At 56.3% G+C, this 18,295-nt stretch carries 18 protein-coding genes; 11 read left to right on the forward strand and 7 right to left on the reverse strand.

Annotated elements, in window-relative coordinates; genetic code table 11:
* Window positions 1-29 precede the first annotated feature (29 nt).
* Window positions 30-965, forward strand: coding sequence for a methylenetetrahydrofolate reductase [NAD(P)H] (gene metF, locus H6815_10160; protein ID MCB9860802.1), 936 nt, complete (start codon window positions 30-32; stop codon window positions 963-965).
* Window positions 966-971: 6 nt separating this feature from the next.
* Here the strand turns inward: metF and gcvT are convergent, their stop codons facing one another.
* The 3 genes from gcvT to H6815_10175 all read right to left on the reverse strand — a co-directional run bounded on the left by gcvT (window position 972) and on the right by H6815_10175 (window position 3,555).
* Window positions 972-2,099, reverse strand: coding sequence for a glycine cleavage system aminomethyltransferase GcvT (gcvT, locus tag H6815_10165; GenBank protein MCB9860803.1), 1,128 nt, complete (start codon window positions 2,097-2,099; stop codon window positions 972-974).
* 66 nt (window positions 2,100-2,165) lie between these two features.
* On the reverse strand, window positions 2,166-3,020 hold the full coding sequence (gene panC / locus H6815_10170) for a pantoate--beta-alanine ligase (protein ID MCB9860804.1): 855 nt from the start codon (window positions 3,018-3,020) through the stop codon (window positions 2,166-2,168).
* A gap of 31 nt (window positions 3,021-3,051) precedes the next feature.
* On the reverse strand, window positions 3,052-3,555 hold the full coding sequence (locus H6815_10175; GenBank protein MCB9860805.1) for a hypothetical protein: 504 nt from the start codon (window positions 3,553-3,555) through the stop codon (window positions 3,052-3,054).
* A gap of 147 nt (window positions 3,556-3,702) precedes the next feature.
* On the opposite strand from H6815_10175, the gene H6815_10180 reads away from it, so the two are divergent.
* Window positions 3,703-4,410 carry a hypothetical protein gene (locus tag H6815_10180; protein MCB9860806.1) on the forward strand — a complete coding sequence of 236 codons (708 nt, stop codon included), beginning with the start codon at window positions 3,703-3,705 and terminating at the stop codon, window positions 4,408-4,410.
* Here the strand turns inward: H6815_10180 and pyrG are convergent.
* The 3 genes from pyrG to H6815_10195 all read right to left on the reverse strand — a co-directional run bounded on the left by pyrG (window position 4,391) and on the right by H6815_10195 (window position 8,689).
* A complete protein-coding gene (gene pyrG, locus H6815_10185) occupies window positions 4,391-6,229 on the reverse strand; it encodes a CTP synthase (glutamine hydrolyzing) (GenBank protein MCB9860807.1) in 1,839 nt (612 codons plus the stop codon). The two genes, H6815_10180 and pyrG, sit on opposite strands and share 20 nt — an antisense overlap.
* Window positions 6,230-6,407: 178 nt before the next feature.
* Entirely contained in the window at window positions 6,408-7,151 is a 744-nt protein-coding gene (gene kdsB, locus H6815_10190) for a 3-deoxy-manno-octulosonate cytidylyltransferase (protein ID MCB9860808.1), read from the reverse strand.
* Entirely contained in the window at window positions 7,151-8,689 is a 1,539-nt protein-coding gene (locus tag H6815_10195) for a hypothetical protein (protein ID MCB9860809.1), read from the reverse strand. The genes kdsB and H6815_10195 overlap by 1 nt, the downstream gene beginning before the upstream one ends.
* Window positions 8,690-8,848: 159 nt before the next feature.
* Here H6815_10195 and def point away from each other — a divergent pair, with 159 nt between their 5' ends.
* From def to H6815_10210, 3 genes are read left to right on the forward strand one after another with little or no spacing between them, the layout of a single operon-like run.
* Window positions 8,849-9,418, forward strand: coding sequence for a peptide deformylase (gene def / locus H6815_10200; protein ID MCB9860810.1), 570 nt, complete (start codon window positions 8,849-8,851; stop codon window positions 9,416-9,418).
* Entirely contained in the window at window positions 9,418-10,398 is a 981-nt protein-coding gene (gene fmt, locus H6815_10205; GenBank protein MCB9860811.1) for a methionyl-tRNA formyltransferase, read from the forward strand. The genes def and fmt overlap by 1 nt, the downstream gene beginning before the upstream one ends.
* A gap of 14 nt (window positions 10,399-10,412) precedes the next feature.
* On the forward strand, window positions 10,413-11,018 hold the full coding sequence (locus H6815_10210) for a hypothetical protein (GenBank protein ID MCB9860812.1): 606 nt from the start codon (window positions 10,413-10,415) through the stop codon (window positions 11,016-11,018).
* Window position 11,019: 1 nt separating this feature from the next.
* Here H6815_10210 and H6815_10215 read toward each other — a convergent pair whose 3' ends face one another.
* Window positions 11,020-11,769 (reverse strand): hypothetical protein, encoded by a 750-nt coding sequence (locus H6815_10215; GenBank protein MCB9860813.1) that lies wholly within the window; start codon window positions 11,767-11,769, stop codon window positions 11,020-11,022.
* Window positions 11,770-12,000: 231 nt separating this feature from the next.
* On the opposite strand from H6815_10215, the gene H6815_10220 reads away from it, so the two are divergent.
* The 6 genes from H6815_10220 to H6815_10245 all read left to right on the forward strand — a co-directional run bounded on the left by H6815_10220 (window position 12,001) and on the right by H6815_10245 (window position 18,291).
* Window positions 12,001-12,852, forward strand: coding sequence for a phosphoribosylformylglycinamidine synthase subunit PurQ (locus H6815_10220; protein ID MCB9860814.1), 852 nt, complete (start codon window positions 12,001-12,003; stop codon window positions 12,850-12,852).
* A 53-nt stretch (window positions 12,853-12,905) separates the two neighbouring features.
* The gene (locus H6815_10225; GenBank protein MCB9860815.1) at window positions 12,906-14,108 is read left to right on the forward strand and encodes a hypothetical protein; all 1,203 of its coding nucleotides are present in this window, start codon (window positions 12,906-12,908) and stop codon (window positions 14,106-14,108) included.
* A 140-nt stretch (window positions 14,109-14,248) separates the two neighbouring features.
* On the forward strand, window positions 14,249-15,454 hold the full coding sequence (gene mnmA / locus H6815_10230; protein MCB9860816.1) for a tRNA 2-thiouridine(34) synthase MnmA: 1,206 nt from the start codon (window positions 14,249-14,251) through the stop codon (window positions 15,452-15,454).
* Window positions 15,455-15,475: 21 nt separating this feature from the next.
* Window positions 15,476-16,465, forward strand: a complete 990-nt coding sequence (locus tag H6815_10235; GenBank protein ID MCB9860817.1) for an MBL fold metallo-hydrolase — start codon at window positions 15,476-15,478, stop codon at window positions 16,463-16,465.
* The gene (gene prmC, locus H6815_10240; protein ID MCB9860818.1) at window positions 16,462-17,349 is read left to right on the forward strand and encodes a peptide chain release factor N(5)-glutamine methyltransferase; all 888 of its coding nucleotides are present in this window, start codon (window positions 16,462-16,464) and stop codon (window positions 17,347-17,349) included. Before H6815_10235 ends, prmC begins: the two co-directional genes overlap by 4 nt.
* A gap of 210 nt (window positions 17,350-17,559) precedes the next feature.
* A complete protein-coding gene (locus H6815_10245) occupies window positions 17,560-18,291 on the forward strand; it encodes a hypothetical protein (GenBank protein ID MCB9860819.1) in 732 nt (243 codons plus the stop codon).
* Window positions 18,292-18,295 lie beyond the last annotated feature (4 nt).

Here is an 18,295-nt window from a genome sequence, read left to right on the forward strand (position 1 = left end):
CGAGGGTATTCACGAACAGGGACCGATATATGCAAGTGGCGGAAGCATTTGAACGATCGAGGACCACGTTCTCGTTCGAGTTCTTTCCGCCGAAGGACGAATCCGGCTTTGCGTCGCTGTTCGATTCGATCAAGGAACTCGAATCGCTCAGGCCATCGTTCGTGTCTGTCACTTATGGTGCGGGTGGGTCTACCCGCGAGCGCACACACGATCTTGTTGTCCGTTTGAAAAAAGATTCGCCTCTGGAGCCGATCCCGCATCTCACGTGCGTAGGACACACACGAGATGAGATCCGTGGAGTTCTTGATCAGTACGCACAGGCTGGCATCAGCGGCATCATGGCGTTGCGTGGAGATGTGCCAACCAATGGCAACACCGAGATGGTTGAGCCGTGGAAGGACTTCAAGTTTGCAGCCGATCTCGTGTCGTTTGTTCGTGCATTCAACGACGAACATTCGCGCGCAACCGACAGAAAACAGTTTGCGATTGGTGTTGCTGGGTATCCGGAGGGGCATCCCGCGATGCCGAATCGGATGCGCGAGATGGATCTGCTCAAAGCAAAGGTTGATGCGGGTGCAGATTTCATTGTGACGCAGATGTTCTTCGACAATCGTGATTTCTACGACTTCCGCGATCGATGCAGATTAGCGGGTATCAAAGTCCCGATCCTTGCTGGCGTGATGCCGGTGTCGTCCGTTGCTGGGATGGAGCGGATGGCAGAACTCGCTGCTGGCATGCGATACCCCGCAGCGTTGCTCAGATCAGTCCAGCGTGCAATCAGCGCCAGCCCGCGAGATACTGCTGCTGCGATCCGCCGGGTTGGTATCCACTGGGCAACAGAGCAGAGCCGCGATCTGCTCGACCATGATGTGGCGGGTTTGCACTTTTACACGCTGAACAAGTCTACAGCAACACGCGAGGTGTATCGCAACCTCGGTGTCGAGAATAGCCAGCTCATCTCATAACAGGCGTCAGATTTTCGGTGCTTTGTAGAACGGCAGCTTTGTGACCTTTGCATCGACCGCTGCACGACCCAGATCAATCGAGAGGGTTGTTCCCTCTTCAGCACACTCACGTTTGACGAACCCCATTGCGATTGGCACACCAAGTGTCGGGCTCATACACGCACTGGTGATGGTGCCGACAACATCATCACCCTGTTTGATCTGGTGTCCCTGGCGAGCGGTGCGCTTGCCGTCAAGTGTGAGACCAACAAGCTGTGTGTCAGGGCCGCCGTTGTCACGGATCTTTTTCAGCGCGTCCATGCCGATGAACGCTTCGCCGCGTTCTTCCTGGTCTTTTTCCATGGACAGTGCAAAGTCAACGCCGCATGACAGTGCACAGATGTCTTCGCCCAACTCGTGGCCATAGAGCGGCATGCCCGCTTCCAGTCGCAGTGAGTCGCGTGCGCCAAGACCTGCTGGCTTGATAAGCGCGTCGTCCTTACTCATGTCGATGTCTTTCAGAAGCATCTTCATTGCCATCCCGACCGCGGACGAGGGGAGGATGATCTCAACGCCGTCCTCGCCTGTGTACCCGGTTCGTGAGACAATGAGCTTCATTACGAGCAGGTTCTTGACTGTGAACCGATAGCGTTTGAGTGTCGGCACTTCCTTGCTGACCTTGCCGATGAGATCCATGACCTTCGGGCCTTGGATCGCGATCATCGCGGTCTTGAAGGTCTGGTCATCAACTTTGCACTTCCAGTCATTCGTATCGCGCACATCTTCAATGTGCTTGATGATCTTTTCGCGGTTAGACGCGTTGATGACCACGAGGAACTCGTCGTCGTCACGGCGCATCACGATCACGTCGTCCTTCACGCCGCCATGCTCGTTGCAGACGAGCGAGTATCTGCACTGCCCGATCTGCATGGAACTGATGGACCGCGTGCAGACGCGTTCGAGCAGTCGGCGAGCGTGCCGACCCGAGAACACCACACGCCCCATGTGCGAGACATCGAAGAACCCACCGGATGTGCGGACCTGGTGGTGCTCCTCGTGGATGCCCGTGTACATCATGGGCATCTCCCACCCGGTGAAGTCGACCATCTTTCCGTGGTGATCGAGATGGAACGAGCGGAGCGGGGTGGTGTGCATCTGGGTCTCCTGAATGGATCAGGTGTGAATGGTCGGGTAAGTTGAATCGTCAGCGCACGAGACCGATCAGGCAAGCGGCCACGGGCAGTTGTCCAGAATCCGCGTGTTTCCAAGTCTGCCCGCAGCGAGTGCCCGTCCGGCTCTGGATGGATCGTGCGATGTGATTGGTTCGAGGGTGTGCGCATCGCGGATAGCTACATAATCGATATCAATCCCAGCAGATGCTATCTCGTCCCGCAGTAGTGCCTCGGCTTCTATGGGATCATGCGTGGTGCCAGCTTTGAGAAGCGCACGCCTGAGACCAGCAGCTCTCACTCGATCGACCTGTCCAAGGAACACATTCCGGCTCGACATCGCAAGCCCGTCTCCTTCACGGACAGTTGGCCCCGGCACAATATCGATCTCCCAGCCGTTTGTTTCGCGAAGCTGGTGCGCGAGCTGAGTAATCATCTGGAGCTGCTGCCAGTCCTTTTCGCCGAAGATTGCTGCACGTGGCTGGACGAGTTCAAACAGGCGCGTGACAACCTGTACGACACCCTCAAGATGGCCGGGACGTGCGGTATCTTCCAGCCCCTTGTGTTGTGCTTGTGGCGGCAGGAACCCGTCATACTCCTTTGGAGTGCCAGCGGGGTAGATCTCTTCAGCATCGGGTGCCCACACAACCGTTGCGCCGCAGTCGCGGCACATCTGGGCATCACGCTCGAGTGTGCGTGGATAGCGTGTGTAGTCTGTTTTCTCATCAAACTGCGTCGGATTCACAAACACGCTGACGAGACAGCCGCCGTGAAATCCTCGTTCCTGGGCGAGCTTTGATCCCTGCCGGATTAGTGCTGCGTGCCCGCGATGGAGCGCGCCCATCGTCGGGACGAACACAAACCCGTGTGACGGGTCGTGATCAGCGAGGCTGTGGACAATCCGCATGTACAAAGGCTGGTGGGGAGAAGCCGGAAAGTCAAGTCATCTTGCGGATCCACTTGCGAACATCGGAGGTGTTCGGAATCGGTTCCAGATCGATCGACACAGTGTGCTGGCTATTGGTGTCATAGTCGCAGTTGGTGACCTGACCGTGGAGCACGATCGGCTTATCGTCGACGAGATGGATTGCAATCAGGAGACGCCTGCCCGCGTGGCACATACGACGGCTCCGCAGCGAGATGCTGGATCGCGACAGTGTGAGTCCGCGGCAGGTCCACGTTTGACCAGGGCGTCCCTGATCGTCGAGTTCGCACACGTCCAGCTCTGCTGTGAACGGTTTACCAGCTGGAGCGTTGCGGTTGTTAATTGTTGGAATTCCGATGTCCAACGACTGATTTGAGGGTGGTCGTTTGGATGAGGCACTGTCCTGGATTCGTCCGGCCAGCGACGTCCGGACTTCCGGTGGACGCGGCGGGGGTGCGACATCGGCGTACTCACTCCAGTCCCTGCCCTGTCGTGATCCTGAATATGCAATACCCATGCATGCCCACCTGTCGGTTTATGACGATTGCGTGGTTCGTCGTGTTTGTATCGATCGTCGGGGCTTGCATCGGACAGTTCGTCAGTCGTATTGATACAGATCAGTTCATATTGGACAGTTATTTTGGACGTAAAGAGTGGAGCCGAGGTGCGCACACGAACGCTGACAGACTGGGCTGACCTGCTCACACACACAGCTGGTCAGGCTGGGCATGAACTGGTCGGGATGCGCACTCAGCCGGAAGCTGATCGCATCGCATGGATCAACGCCTACAGGGATCACTACCAGCATCGGCGATCAACCGATGGTCCAGTGCTGGCACACGTGCTCAAAGTGTCGCAAAGTGTCGATCAATCAGGAGCAGCATCTGTCACGGTGTGGGAAGCACTGGCAGCAAATAATGAGAATCTGATCTCTCGGGCAGTTGTTGATGTGTGTGATCTAGCATTGCGTGAAAAGCCGCTCACACAGGGCTTCGATACCGATCCAATTGAGCAATGGACCGAACGCGAACTCGCGGTACTTCACGCTGTGACGACCATTGCGATACAAAGGAGGGACGAATCCGTGCTCGCCCGGTTGTACCGTGCTGCGTGTTGGCATGTGCGTGAGATCCAGCCAGACAACGCGACAAACATCCCGTGGGCGTGTCACACTTTTGCATATGCGTCATGTGTTGCTCAGCAGATGAAAAACGAAGAGATGACAACAACCGCAGCGATGCACGTTGAGACGATTCTGCACAATGCGGTTGTCAGTTCAATGGATGCGCACGGACTGATCGATCATCGCGCAGCTGCGCTGCTGATCGATGCGGCAGAATCACTACACATGCTCAGTGCGAGTGTTCGGTGATTTCCGGTGTGTAGAACCAGCGTGCCAGATCGGGGTCGGTCAGGAGTGCTTTGGGATCGTCCTTGCCGTCGATCGCGTTGCGTCTGCGCGCTGCGGCTGCGATCAGGCCCATAAACATGGGCTGCGGACGCAGCGGGCGACCGGTCAGTTCCGGGTGGAACTGAGCGCCGATGAAGTATGGATGGGTCACACGCGGCCCTTCGTCGTTTGTCTGACCAGGCGAGAGTTCGAGCACCTGCATGATTGGCTGCCCTGGATGGCGACCTGAGAAGTGCAGGCCCGCCTGCTCGAACCGCTCGATGAACTCGGGCTCGACCTCATATCGATGGCGGAACCGCTCGTGGATGGTTGGCGACTTGCCGTAAAGAAAATGCGCGAGCGATCCGGGTGTGAGCGAAACATCCTGAGCGCCCAGACGCATGGTGCCGCCAAGTCCCCAGATCTTTCGCTGTTCTGGAAGTTCCGAAATCACGGGGTTTGCGCAATCTGGGTCGAACTCTGTTGATCCAGCATCTTTCAATCCAAGCACGTTGCGAGCAAACTCAATGACCGCGACCTGAAATCCAAGGCAGATGCCAAGATACGGCACACCGTTCTCGCGGCAGTACCTCACGCACTCGATCTTCCCCTCGACACCCCGCGACCCGAACCCACCCGGGACGATCACGCCATCGACACCTTCAAGTCGATCGGCAACATTTGTTTCATTGATCTCGCTTGTCTCGGTCCAGCGCAGATCAACGCGTGTGCGGAGATGCGCGGCGCAGTGTTCGACAGCTTTATCGATCGAGGCGTATGCGTCACGCAGCGCAGCGTATTTGCCAGTGATCGCGATCGTGACGTGGCGTTTCTTCGGGCTGACAAGTTTGGACACAAACGAGGTCCATTGCTCGCGGGCGTGGTCTTCCTTTGCGATACTCACACGATCATGCACGTCGATGATGGAGATAATTTCGCGGTCAAGGCTGTCGCGACGCATCTCTTCGGGGATGGTGTAGATGCTCTTGCGATCGTGCATTGAGAAAACTCGCTTCATGGGGACGTTCGAGAACATCGCGATTTTTTCCATGACCTTCGTTGTCACGGGGTTGGTGGCGCGGCAGCCGATGAGGTGCGGCTGGATGCCCGCTTCCATGAGGCGTTTGATGCCGAGTTGGGCAGCCTTTGACTTTTGTTCGCCGAGCGCGTTCGGCTCAATGATGTATGTGAGTGCCACAAACGCGGTGGACTCAGGACCTTCCTCGAATGCGAGTTCGCGAAGTGCTTCGATGTAGAACCCGTTCTCATAGTCGCCGACAGTGCCGCCAACCTCGACGATAACAACATCTGCTGGCTTGTTCCCATCGCCAGCAACCGCAAGCTGGCGTATCTTGCGTTTCACTTCGCCGGTGACGTGCGGGATCATCTGAACATCGCGACCAAGATAGCGACCGAGTCGTTCCCGCTCCAGAATCTCGGAGAAGAGCCTGCCGGATGTTGTAAAGTTGTGTGTGGTGAGGTCTTGATCGAGCATGCGCTCGTATGTACCGAGATCCATGTCGCACTCGGTGCCGTCCTCCAGCACGAACACCTCGCCATGGCGATACGGGTTGAGTGTGCCCGAGTCGATGTTGAGGTATCCCTCCATCTTGATCGGCGCAACGACGAGCCCCTTGTCCTTGAGCAGCTTGGCGATGCTGGAAGCGAAGATGCCCTTGCCGAGCCCCGACATGACGGTGCCAAAGACAACGACGTACTTGTGGAACCCGCGCTTGTAGCCCGGTGGGATGGGTGAGTAGAACTCAGACTCTTCGGTGGCGTGCGCAGTCGCAGCCAGCATGTCCGCGGTCTCATCGCGAGTCATGGATGCGAACCTGTCATCGCCATGTTTGTTCTGGGGGGGCATCGAATATCGTATCACGATATGCGAAGTTTCACAAGTGTCGGTTTGGTCAGACGTAGAGAATCGATGTGATTCAAGGAGCTTTGGGGGTTCTCGCGTTGCAAGCAAGTGCCAGCTAACGTCCGATGACGCGCCGGACAAAGGCGTGGTACTGCTCGGGTGTATCGATGCCGGTTGGGGCATCGTGGTCTGTGATGCCAACTGCGATGTTGTACCCGTGTTCCAGCACGCGGAGTTGTTCGAGTGACTCAGTCTGTTCGAGTGGGGTTGGTTTCAGCGCGACATAAGTCGGCAGGAACGACCGGCGATACACGTACACACCGATATGGCGATAGCCGAGCACGTCTCCGCTCGATGAAGCATCGCGATGATGAGGAACTGACGCACGGGAGAAGTAGAGCGCGTTTCCGCTTACGCCAACAACAACCTTGACAACATTAGGATTGGTGTAGTCTTCGTCGCGTGTGATCGGGACTGCGACTGTTGCCATTGGAGCATCTGAGCTTGTCAACGCATCGACTGCACTGATCGGTATCTCTGGTTCCAGTTCCGGCTCATCGCCTTGTACGTTAATTATGATTGCATCGTGCGGGAGACCAAGCAGATCGCACGCCTGCGCGATGCGCGATGTGCCGTTGGGATGTGATGTGTCAGTCATAATCGCCTGCGCGCCGGCGATGGCAGCAGCATCTGCAACCTGCTCGTTGTCTGTTGCGACAGCAAGCACATCGACGTTTGGAACTCGCCTCGCCGACTCGATCACATGCGCAAGAAGCGGCTTGCCCGTATCGGATGCGAGCACCTTCGCAGGGAACCGCGTAGAGCCGAGACGAGCGGGAATGATGACCGCGCGCATCATCAGGCTGCTCGGAGATCCTTGATGAGTGCTTTGATCACGTTGCGGCGCTCGCGGATATCTCGATAGTCAAACTGCTGGAGTGCGATAGATGAGGCTATTTTGTCTGCACGTTCTGCAACATTCACATCGCGCGTATCGGACGCCTTCTTCTGGAGTGCGATGAGCAGGTTGTACCTGATCTCCGTGCTCAGTTCGTCTGTTGTGGATTTGTGGTTTTCGTTTGCCTCCTCGAAAGCCTGGATCGCCTCGTCCAGCCAGTCAATCTCGAAGAAACAGCGTCCAAGCAGCATCATTGATGAGATGCGCACCTTGGGATCCCGCTGTGAAGCCTGGAACAGTGGGATTGCATCGTTCCATTGGCTGAGTTCGACATAGCGTTTGCCGAGCTCGTATTTGAGTGTGAGATCAGATGAGTACGCTTCGACGCGAAGCTGGAACTCCTCGGCCTCCATCTCGACATATTTCCGCTGGGCCTTGGCGTAGTAGAGCTTTTCCTGATCCGATGCGTTTGGCGCTTCGGCTGCGGTTCTGTAGTCGCTGAGCTTGCGACGGGCACGCTTGAGCTTGAGATCTCCTGCCATCTGGCGGAACCGGAACTCCTTTGATTGTTCGTACGCGCGCGATAGCACACGGAATGCGTTTGCCTCGTCCTCTTCGGTGCCTCGCTCAATGAGGCGCTTGGCGTAGTTTGTTGCGGCTGGAAGGTCGTCGGGGTTTTCCTGGTACTTGCTCGCGGTCATGCCGACAAGACGATCAAGTGAGTCTTCGGTCTTGGTGAGCTTGTCGGCTTCTTCCATTGCACGCTGTTCATCCAGATTCCGGATGTTTTTGCGGAATCCACCCTCCTTGTCGGAGTCTTCGTACCCGCCGCTGGACATTGCAGCCTGCGCCGCCAGATTGCGCATGTCATTCTGGAGCGAGGAATCGTTCGGATCGAGTTGTGCAGCGAGTCCGAGTGTTTCCACTGCCTTGTCGTATGCACCAACACGACCAAAGCTGGCTACAAGTGTTTTCAATCGCGACACGCTCGGGCGTTTGTCCCGTATGACGGCATTGACCGCACGCTCACCGAGCCAGTACGTTGTTTCGGGGAGTCCGAGCTTTGATGAGAGATCTGTGGCCCTGACGGCTGAGCTGGCGCTCTCAGGTTTGATGCCCCATTGGAGCAGGGCAAGTGTGAACTTGTTGGTTGGCCCCTTGCCATCAAGGACTTTGGTCGTTTCTTTGCTGACACCCTTCTTGCCGGAACGCAGAAACGCTGCCGCAGCCTTGAAGAATGATTCCAAGGCATTCATATCACTTGGATCGAATGACATCCCGCGTAACCAGAGCTGCATTGCATACTCGTAGTTGCCCGCTTCATGGCTGGTCTTTGCGTGTTCAAAGAACCGTGCTGCTTTGTCAGGCTCTGACTGGACGGGTGTGATCGGGCCGTCGTCTACCTCAGCCTCATCCCCGACATCCTGTGCTTCTGCATTCGTCAGCTTCGATGTGTCTGCTTCCGATGCTTCGCCGGTCTTTTTCTTGAACAATGCCAACCACTACCTCCTTCGCGGTGTGTTGTAGCCTCTCGATGTACTGCCTTGGCCCTGCTTGCAACGGATGGGCCTATGGGTCGGGGGTGGATTCTAAGCGGTCCGACAGCCCGTCGTTGGCTGTGGAACCTGATTTTACAGCCGCCCTCGCTATCATCGGCTGTGATAGCTGACCCCTCAACTCTTCTGCTTCGCCTGTTTCCGGACCCCTGTCTTCGGCAGAAGGCGGTTGCTGTCACGGAGTTCGACGCAAATCTTGCTGCGGTTGCAGATCGGATGATCGAAATGATGTTTGAGCAGCGGGGCATCGGGCTTGCTGCTCCCCAGGTTGGGCTCGGTATACGGATGTTTGTTGCCCATGTTCCTGAGGATCCTGAGGACGAGGACAGACTGGTATCAACCGATCCACCCGGTGCGACGGCCAAGCCCGTGGTGTTTGTGAACCCTCAGATCGAACACATGAGAGTGCCTGTGGTTCCCTATGAGGAGGGATGTTTGAGCTTGCCTGAGATCAGGGGGGATGTGCTCCGACCCGAACTGATCCGTGTGAGAGCGCAGGATGTTTCAGGTGAGCCATTTGAAATGGGAGCGATGGGGTTACTCGCGCGCTGTATCCAACATGAAACAGATCATCTGGATGGCGTGCTGATTATCGACAAGTTCACACAACTCTCCCGGCTGAAGAACAGGTCAGCAATCAAGTCACTTAAGCGTGCAGCAGGGGAGTGGTGATGGCAGACGCAGAGCGGAGTCGTCGATTGCGCGTGGTGTTCTTTGGTTCTGGTGCGTTCGGTCTTCCGACACTGGAGATGCTGCGAGACAATCATGACCTGTCGCTTGTCGTATCGCAGCCAGCAAGGCCAGCCGGCCGAGGCAAGAAACTGACATCCACGCCTGTAGCTCAATGGATTGTTGAGAATGCCTCGGATACGCCCGTTGTGACACCGGAATTGATCAGTACAAAGAACGCTGTGGAAGATGTTCTCGCGCAAGGGGCGGATGTCATCGTTGTGATCGCGTACGGACAGAAGATTCCGGCGAGCATCTACGAGAGCAGTCCGTGCATCAATCTGCACGGTTCGGTCCTGCCAAAGTGGCGTGGGGCTGCGCCGATCCATCGCGCGATTCTTGGAGGTGACACACATACCGGCGTGTGTGTGATTCACGTTGTTGAAAAGATGGATGCAGGCAATGTGATTACGGCATCGACTCTTCATATTGATCAAGGATGGACGACAAGCGAGTTGCACGATGAACTTGCCAGGCAAGGCCCTGCGTGTGTTCGCAAGGTTCTTGACGCGATCGGTGCTCAGCTGTCTATTGCTGGTCATGTGCAGAATGATGCGCATGTGTTTTATGCACGCAAAATCCACCGAGAGGATGCGTGGATTGACTTTGGAAGATCTTCGGATGAATGCAGACGCAGAATCAACGGGCTGAGTCCATCGCCGGGTGTTGCTGTTCGATGCGGCAGGATAGAGTTTAAGGTCGTGCGCAGTGTCACTGCGGATGCAGATATCATGCCTCAGGCAGCATCAGGACAGCTGGTTGACGTGGTTCGAGGTCGAGTTCGTTGCGGAGATTTCAGAGATCTTGTGATGCTGCAGGTGCAGCCGACAGGGAAACACGTGATGAACTGGGAAGACTTTGCACGCGGATACCCTCTATCGGCGTGTGAAACGCTCGTGTCAGTTCAGCCAATCAAGTCGTAATGTTCGGAGCGCGTGTGAAACGGTCGAGCCAGCCAGTGCTGACATTGTGGGACATGGTTGAGCGTGTACGCGGTCCTGTTGCAAAGTTTCGGGCCAGAAAAAAACCTGAGACAAAGCAACAATCGGTTGATCACACCCGGAAACAGTCTCGCGCGTCGCCATCGCTGGTGCGATATGAGACGATGCAGCGGGAGATGCTTGCTCGTTATGAGATCCGTGTGCGGAAGTGGCGCCAAAGCACGTCTGGTGTTGCGTGGCAGGTATTTTACGCTGATGGGACGGTGGCACGATTGATCGAATCACCGAAGCCGCGCGGGCCGGTTTCTGCAGCGGTGTTCCTACACGAGGTCGGTCATCACGCAATCGGGTTCGGGACGTACAAGCTTCGTTGCCTTGAGGAGTACCACGCCTGGATGTTCTCTCTGGAACAGATGCACGCGTGGGAGCTGAACATCACGGCTCGCGTCGAGAAACGGGTGCAGGACTCAATGCGTTACGCGGTTGCGAAGGCTGTGCGTCGGGGGCTAAAAAGGCTTCCGACAGAGTTGCTCCCGTATCTGCCGGAGGGAGTTTGCATCGAATCCGAGGTTCCTTCAGTCGAGCACTTAGTCGATGCGTAAGTCAGGCTGCCTGCTTCTTCGCAGATTTCACCTCGGCTTGCAGTTTGGAGAGTTTCTTGAAGCTCGGCGACTGGTGACGCTTTGAACTCCAGCCGCAACCGGGGCAGTGCTCGCCGGAGATACCCCGCATCGACAGGCCGCAGTTCATGCACGAGAGGCCCATCCGTGCTTCTGCGCTGCTCACGCCCCACATCAGCACGCACGCGATTGCACCTGAGAGCCATACAAATGCGCTGATCGCGAGGATCTCCATGCTGTATGCTGGGATGAGTGTGGCCACGGAGACGAGCAGGGTCAGCAGTGCCATCTGCTGGAAGGACTTCTGCCTTCTGGTTGCTATCAGCAGTAGCAGCGAAGATGTCAGCCCAGCGATAAGGATGGTGAGCGCGATTTCAATCGATGCGGTCATGCCCTTTGCGAAACTGAGATACTTCTGTATGGCATCGCCAAGATGGGGTTTGATTGCGATGTTGAGTGCGGGGAACCAAACTCCGAACGTTGCAAACCATGCAAGGAAGACCCATGGTGCGATATTGACTATTTTGAAACCCAGCACACATGCGACGAGTCCAGACGCCGCTGCGATCCATCCCATACGCAGCAGGGTCTTTTCGAGCAGATCGGGTGTCAGCATTTCGGCGGAATACGCCTGATAGATTGTCAGCCCTGCTGCCCCTGACAGGAGAACCCAGAGGGCGATCGAGAGCAATCCCAATCCCTTGGCGTACGAAACTGCTGCGGCACGAAGCATCCGACACCTCACATTCACGTCCCTGTGGACTTGCCAGCCTGACCAGTGTGGGTGGGTCAAGCATTGTTCATTGTCGGTTTGGGGTGGCCTTTATGCGAAACCGGGTGGGCGAATTTCCTGCTGTCTTTGCGCCTGCATCCCTCACAACTGGTACAGATGGGCCAGTTCATATTTGGGGCGAGTCATGTGCTCATTTGTGACGATGTCCGCAGACATCCATATACTCTTGTTATGGGCATTACGTCAGCATCAAATGGGCAAGCTGCACCCCGCGCCGTTGTTATCCGTACCGCAGGTATCAACTGTGATCGCGAGATGGCTCGTGGGTTTTCGGCTGCGGGTGCCGACGTGTCTCTGGTCCATCTTGAAAAAGTGTGCGCACAGCCAGCGATGCTCGACGGGTTCGATCTGATCGGGTTTCCTGGTGGGTTCAGTTACGGTGATGATGTTGCATCGGGCCGGATCTTCGCAATGAAGGTTCGGCGTGCATTACTCCCGGCGCTGCGTGCTGCTCTTGATCGCAAGTGCCCGATGCTTGGGATCTGCAATGGGTTTCAGGTATTGGTGCAGTGTGGCTTACTCCCGGGATTTGAATCAGACGACAGTGTGGGTGTCGAGCGTGGGGCTGGTCTGACAGACAACGCCTGCGGGCACTTTGTTGACTCGTGGGTGCGTGTGACATATCAGCCAAACACACATTGCGTGTGGACACAAGGGCTTGACTCGCTGGGTGACGATGCACGGCTGCTCCCGGTTGCGCATGGCGAGGGACGGTTTGTTGCACATGATCGGAAGGTTCTCGATGCGATTGAGTCGGCAAATCTTGGTGTGATTCGGTATGAGGACAACTTTAATGGTTCGGATGGTGCGATTGCAGGATTGTGCGATCCATCGGGGCTTGTGCTTGGGCTGATGCCGCATCCCGATCGGTTTCTTGAGTGGACCCGCCATCCATACTGGACACGTCTGCCACAGTCACTTCTTGCAACCGAAGCACCCGGGCTGGCATCATTTCGAAACGCTGTCAGATATGCTGCGGAGCATGCCGTACGAGACAATGGCGTAGCGCAGCAGGCGTGCTGATGGATGGAACCCGCACAGTGTGGCGGAGTATCACAATCGCAAAGGAGTGAGTTGTGAGCCCATTGTCAGATGCAGAACTGAAGCGCATGGCGGCGACTGCCGGTGTCCCTGCGATGACGATTGACGATCATCGTCCGTGTCGTGAGTGCGGGTATGACCTGATCGGTCTTCAGGTTGATGGGGTTTGTCCGGAGTGCGGCACCTCAATTCAGTCAATCTCCAGCGGAGCAAGCACCTCGTCTACCCCGCACGCACGTTCGAAACACGAGCGGTTGCTTGAGTATCCAAAGTCTCGGTTGAAGGTGCTTCGGAATGGTCTGACGATGATGGCGATTGCGGTGCCGTTGTTGACAATGCTCCCGCTTGTTGTTCGCGTGATGGATTCGACCGGGTACGCACTGACCGAAGAGCCAGTCATCGCTGGGGTGTATGTTGCTACTTCGGTGCTTTGGGTGCTCGGAGTGGTGATGCTGTCTGTGATGCCGATGCACGCGGACCACATTCCAGCAAAGCTCAGGCCGTGGTATGCCAAAGTTGGTATGGCAAGCATCGTCACGCAGTGCTTCTGGATCGGTGCTGCTCTGTCGTGGCTTGTCTTTACTGCGCAGAATACAACACCTGCACTGGGAGTAGCGATTGGACTTCGTGTTGTCGCGGTCTTTGGGTTGATTCCAACGTGCTGGCAACTCTCGCTCATTGCACGTGCAGCAAACGATGATCATCTAGCCGAGCGTCTGTGGGCGATCGGCTGGGGCATGCCGGCAGCGCTCGTTGGTTTGGTGGTGCTGGGGTTTTTCCCAACCACCTTCCTGATCATGTGCGGAGGACTTTTTATCTTTTATGGGCTGACGTTTGGTGTGTTCGTCATGCAGCTGCTGCTGGCGAAACATGTGTTTGATGTTCGCGCAGATGTGGCATGGGCAATTCGAAATCAGAACCACACCAGGTATCGTGAGGAGGAGTTCCGCGAGCGAGCTGCAAAGCGGGCAGCCGAGGCACTGGTCTCCGATGCGCTCACACTAGATGATGTGCCAGCAGCAGCAAGGGCCGCTGAGTACGAGAGCCACAGCAGATTTGCGCATGGGGAACATCAGGCCGACATCAAACCGGCTGGTTCGAGCAGCACCAGCCACACCCCAATGGTGAACCCAAAGCAGGAGCAGCAAACAACACAAAGACCACCTCCCAAGCCGCTCAAGGGAGAGCATCGGATCGAGCAGTCGGATGATGGTGAAACCTACGACATCATTGATTGATGCCCGAGAACGCAGGAAATCACTCGTTTCAGCGGTGTGATTACTTGCCTTTGCGCACACGCCGGTTTTGATTGACTGTGCAGACACCTTCCATCCATACTGATTCGTCGAAACACGCAAAGGGCAAGGTGCTTGTTGCGATGTCCGGCGGTGTTGATTCGTCGGTTGCTGCTGCACTGCTGAAAGAGCAGGGATATGAGGTTGTTGGTGTCTTTATGCGCCTCGGATCGGTTGGTGATGATCTCGAAGAGCAGGGCGCGGTGTGTCGGATCAAGCCGACCGGTGATCGAGCGCTGAAGGTCCAGACAAAGGTGCATCATCAGGGATGCTGCTCGGTGGGCGATGCCAACGACGCACGCGTTGTTGCTGCGGAGCTCGGTATCTCGCTGTATGTCTGCAACTTCACGAAAGAGTTCGGCAGGATCATCGACTACTTTACGGATGAGTATGCGCACGGGAAGACACCGAACCCGTGTGTGCGATGCAACGACTGGATCAAGTTCGGTCGTCTGTTCGAGTACGCAGACATGATCGGCGCGGACTTTGTCGCGACCGGACACTACGCGCAGCTAGCACACATTGACGGTGAGCCGGTGCTCAAGCGCGGTGCTGATGTCGCAAAGGACCAGAGCTATGTGTTGTTCGGGATCGATCGAGCGCGCCTGCAGCGGATGATGCTGCCGGTGGGGCAGTTCGAAAAGCCGATGATACGTCAGCGTGCGCACGAACTGAACCTGCCGGTTTTTGATAAGCCCGACTCGCAGGAGATCTGCTTTGTTCCGGATAACAACTACGCCAATCTTGTTGAGCGCAGGGTTCCGGAACTCGCACACGAGGGGACGATCCTCGATATCGATGGCAACGAGATCGGGACGCACGCGGGGCATCACCGGTTTACCATCGGGCAGCGTCGCAAGCTGGGGATGGCGTTCGGCAAGCCGACCTATGTCGTTGACAAGAATCCTGCAAGCAACACCATCACCGTTGGAGACAAGACAGACCTTGTCATCGGCGCGTGCGATGTGGGTGAAGCGAACTGGCTCGTCGATACTGATTGCATGCGGGATGGCGCTCCTGTGACAGTGCAGTACCGGGCGCATGGTGAGGTGGCACGGGCAACGTTGCGATTGCTTGATACCGGCAGCCGGGAAACTCATTCTGGCAGAACCGGGCGGTTCAGCGTCGTCTTTGATGACCCTCGCACCGCAGTGGCGCCGGGGCAGGCGATGGTCGTGTATGGCGATGGCGAAGCGTTCCCGCATGATCGGGTGCTCGGCGGCGGATGGATCGAACGGACACACCGTCCGGATCGAGTGGTGACAGAATCCGCATCTGTCAACGCGTGATTGCTCGCCGTAGACTTGCCCATGACAGGTTTCAGATGGCAGCTTCTTCGCGCGGGACGATTCAGTCTCGATGCGGGTTCGATGATGGGGCTGATCCCGCGCGTTGTGTGGGAGAAGTCGGTCCCAATCGATGATCGGCATCGCGTGCAACTTCAGCACAACTGCATCTACGCGGAAAACACGGATGCCGATGGGAATACGCATCGCGTACTCATCGAGACGGGTACAGGAAACAAACTCGACGCGAAGATGCGGAAGATCTTCGCATTGCAGGACCGGTGGGTGGGTGATGCGCTCGCGGAGATCGGTGTGGCGTGCGAGTCCATCACGGATGTCGTCGTGTCGCATCTGCACTTTGATCATGCTGGCGGTTTGACACGATTGTGCAAAGATAACGAGTCGCCGGACTGGGTTGGGCCGGGGTCTGATGGAGCCGAGATCAACGTGAAGCGATCATTTCCGAATGCGCGTGTGCATACGCAGCAACGCGAGTGGGATGATGCAATCGCGAACCGAAGCGTGATGACGCGGACGTATTACCGCGATCATCTAGAGCCGATCGAGACGCAGGTGGTCCTGCATGACTCGCACAGGCCGTTTCCGGCGGGCCTTCCGATCGATCGTGACATGAAGCCACGACTTTCCGCAATGCATCGGACAACAGAAGTTCTGCCTGGGGTGCGAGTGCTCCAGACACCAGGACACACGTGGGGTCAGCAGGCTGTGCTCTTTGATGATGATGCTGGGAACACGATTGTTTTTACGCCTGATGTGATGCCGACGCGCTGGCATTGCGGTGCAGCGTACAGCCTTGCGTATGACGTTGAACCGTACACGAGCATGATCTCAAAGTCGTGGCTGCTCGCTGAGGCAGCAAAGCACAACTGGGTGCTGGTGCTCGACCACGAACCCGGTCAGCCGTGTGTGCGCGTACATGATGACGGGCACGGATGGTTTGCTCTTGAAGACGCTGATGTAGCGCAGGCCAAAGCCGCAATGGAGCATGCGTGACCACACCATCTGCTTCCAAGGTCTGGACCAGCCGCGAGTTGCAGTCGTGGATGATCAGCGCATTCCAGAAGGCTGGTGTGGAGCCGGCGCGGTTGTGTGCAGAGACGCTGCTGTGTCATGTGCTCAAGTGCGATCGGTTGCGTCTGATGATGGATCAGGATCGGCCGGCAAACGAGCAGGAACGCGGGCAGCTTCGGGAACTCGTGGCACGCGCACTCAAGCACGAACCGGTGCAGTACCTTGTCGGTCATTGGCCGTTCTATGGTGTTGATCTGAAGGTTGACAAGCGTGCGCTCATTCCGAGGCCTTGCACTGAGCAACTGGTTGATATTGCGATCAATCACATTCGCACGTTGGAACTCGATCGTCAGGCTCGTGTGCTTGATATGTGTACTGGATCAGGCTGTATCGCGATTGCAATAGCAAAGCAGTGTCCGGATGTGCAGATCATTGCGACCGATATTGATGCCGATGCGCTCTCGCTCGCCAGAGAGAATGTTGAGCGGTGTGGTGCTGGAGATCGTGTCACATTGCTGCAGGGTGATCTATACAGGGCGCTGCCCGAGGGCACACCATTGTTCGATGTGCTGGTGAGCAATCCGCCGTACATCACGGATACAGAATGGGAGCATGTTGCACCGCGCGTGAAGGACTATGAGCCGACCATCGCGCTTCGAGGCGGGACTAATGGGATGCAGTGTGTTGGATCAGTAATCGAGGGTGCGGAACAGCACCTCGTTCAGGGCGGGTTGATAGTAGTGGAGATCACGCCACCGATTGCTGAGGCATGCCTGCAAATGGCGTCTGCGGGGCCTTGGAATGCGAGCCGAATCGTCCAGGATCACGACAGATTGCAACGGTTTTGGGCTGGAACCCGTCTATAACGCGCATCAAATCGTCCTATAACATACAATATGGCCAGTATTTCTGCAAATCTGGCTCTTTGTGCCGGTTTTGCTGGTCGTACGGAAAAGTCGGTGTAGATTGGTTTTAACGGTTCTATCTGCATCGGGCGAAAGCTCGGCATGAGGTCGTAGGTAGGCCAACATTTTCTTGTGCTGGCATTTTGTAATCGCTGGCAGAGGGGGTTTGTTGTGAGAGATTATCTATTGCGCGGTGTTTGTGCCATTGCTATTGCAGCATGTGCTGGAGTTGCGGGCGCTGACGTGTATCGATCCGAGATTGTCCGACCTATTGGCTACGGTGCCACAGGGTTTGTTTCGACTGGAGACAGCGGGAATGGCGCTGTGCTCGCGAACGATACCTTGTCGCTGGGCCTGTACGCGTACGCCTCATCTTCAAATACATCGTTTATTAACACTGGTGGCGATGTGCTTGTCACGAGGGGGGCTGGAGCTACCAGTCTTGGTGATAACTCCAAGGGAACTGGCGAGATCCATGCACAATGGGACGAGTTTGTCGGTACCACGACCAACACAGTGCAGGTTATCTGGCAATCAAGCGACAACTCAGACATGCTCCCTGCTGGCACTACGGTGAACGGTTTGCCAGCAAACTACCTCAACTGGCGCGTTGGAGCGACTGATCCTGTCAACTTTACACAGTATCTGCAGGACCTGAATCTTGTGACAGTGACGGTTTTTACGAGCAGTAATGGCGGGCAGTCATTTGACGTTCATGACCTTACTTCATTGTTCTCGTCAGGCTGGAATGGCACCGATATCAACCATGCTCTAATTCTTGCAGGTCTTGGGACGAACATGCTCATTGCTGAGTACGAGTTTGAATACACACTGGTCCCATCGCCGGGTGTGGGAATCCTGATGGGTGGGTTTGGGTTGCTCGCCAGCCGTCGGAGACGATAAACTC

The sequence above is a fragment of the Phycisphaeraceae bacterium genome (assembly GCA_020639155.1).
Classification (GTDB): domain Bacteria; phylum Planctomycetota; class Phycisphaerae; order Phycisphaerales; family UBA1924; genus JACKHF01.

Bases quoted from the DNA above. Each gene is read 5' to 3' on its own strand.
- metF (MCB9860802.1), top strand. From the start codon at position 30: ATGCAAGTGGCGGAAGCATTTGAACGATCGAGGACCACGTTCTCGTTC.
- gcvT (MCB9860803.1), bottom strand. From the start codon at position 2,099: ATGCACACCACCCCGCTCCGCTCGTTCCATCTCGATCACCACGGAAAG.
- panC (MCB9860804.1), bottom strand. From the start codon at position 3,020: ATGCGGATTGTCCACAGCCTCGCTGATCACGACCCGTCACACGGGTTT.
- H6815_10175 (MCB9860805.1), bottom strand. From the start codon at position 3,555: ATGGGTATTGCATATTCAGGATCACGACAGGGCAGGGACTGGAGTGAG.
- pyrG (MCB9860807.1), bottom strand. From the start codon at position 6,229: ATGCTGGCTGCGACTGCGCACGCCACCGAAGAGTCTGAGTTCTACTCA.
- kdsB (MCB9860808.1), bottom strand. From the start codon at position 7,151: ATGATGCGCGCGGTCATCATTCCCGCTCGTCTCGGCTCTACGCGGTTC.
- fmt (MCB9860811.1), top strand. From the start codon at position 9,418: ATGGCAGACGCAGAGCGGAGTCGTCGATTGCGCGTGGTGTTCTTTGGT.
- H6815_10215 (MCB9860813.1), bottom strand. From the start codon at position 11,769: ATGCTTCGTGCCGCAGCAGTTTCGTACGCCAAGGGATTGGGATTGCTC.
- H6815_10220 (MCB9860814.1), top strand. From the start codon at position 12,001: ATGGGCATTACGTCAGCATCAAATGGGCAAGCTGCACCCCGCGCCGTT.
- mnmA (MCB9860816.1), top strand. From the start codon at position 14,249: ATGTCCGGCGGTGTTGATTCGTCGGTTGCTGCTGCACTGCTGAAAGAG.
- H6815_10235 (MCB9860817.1), top strand. From the start codon at position 15,476: ATGACAGGTTTCAGATGGCAGCTTCTTCGCGCGGGACGATTCAGTCTC.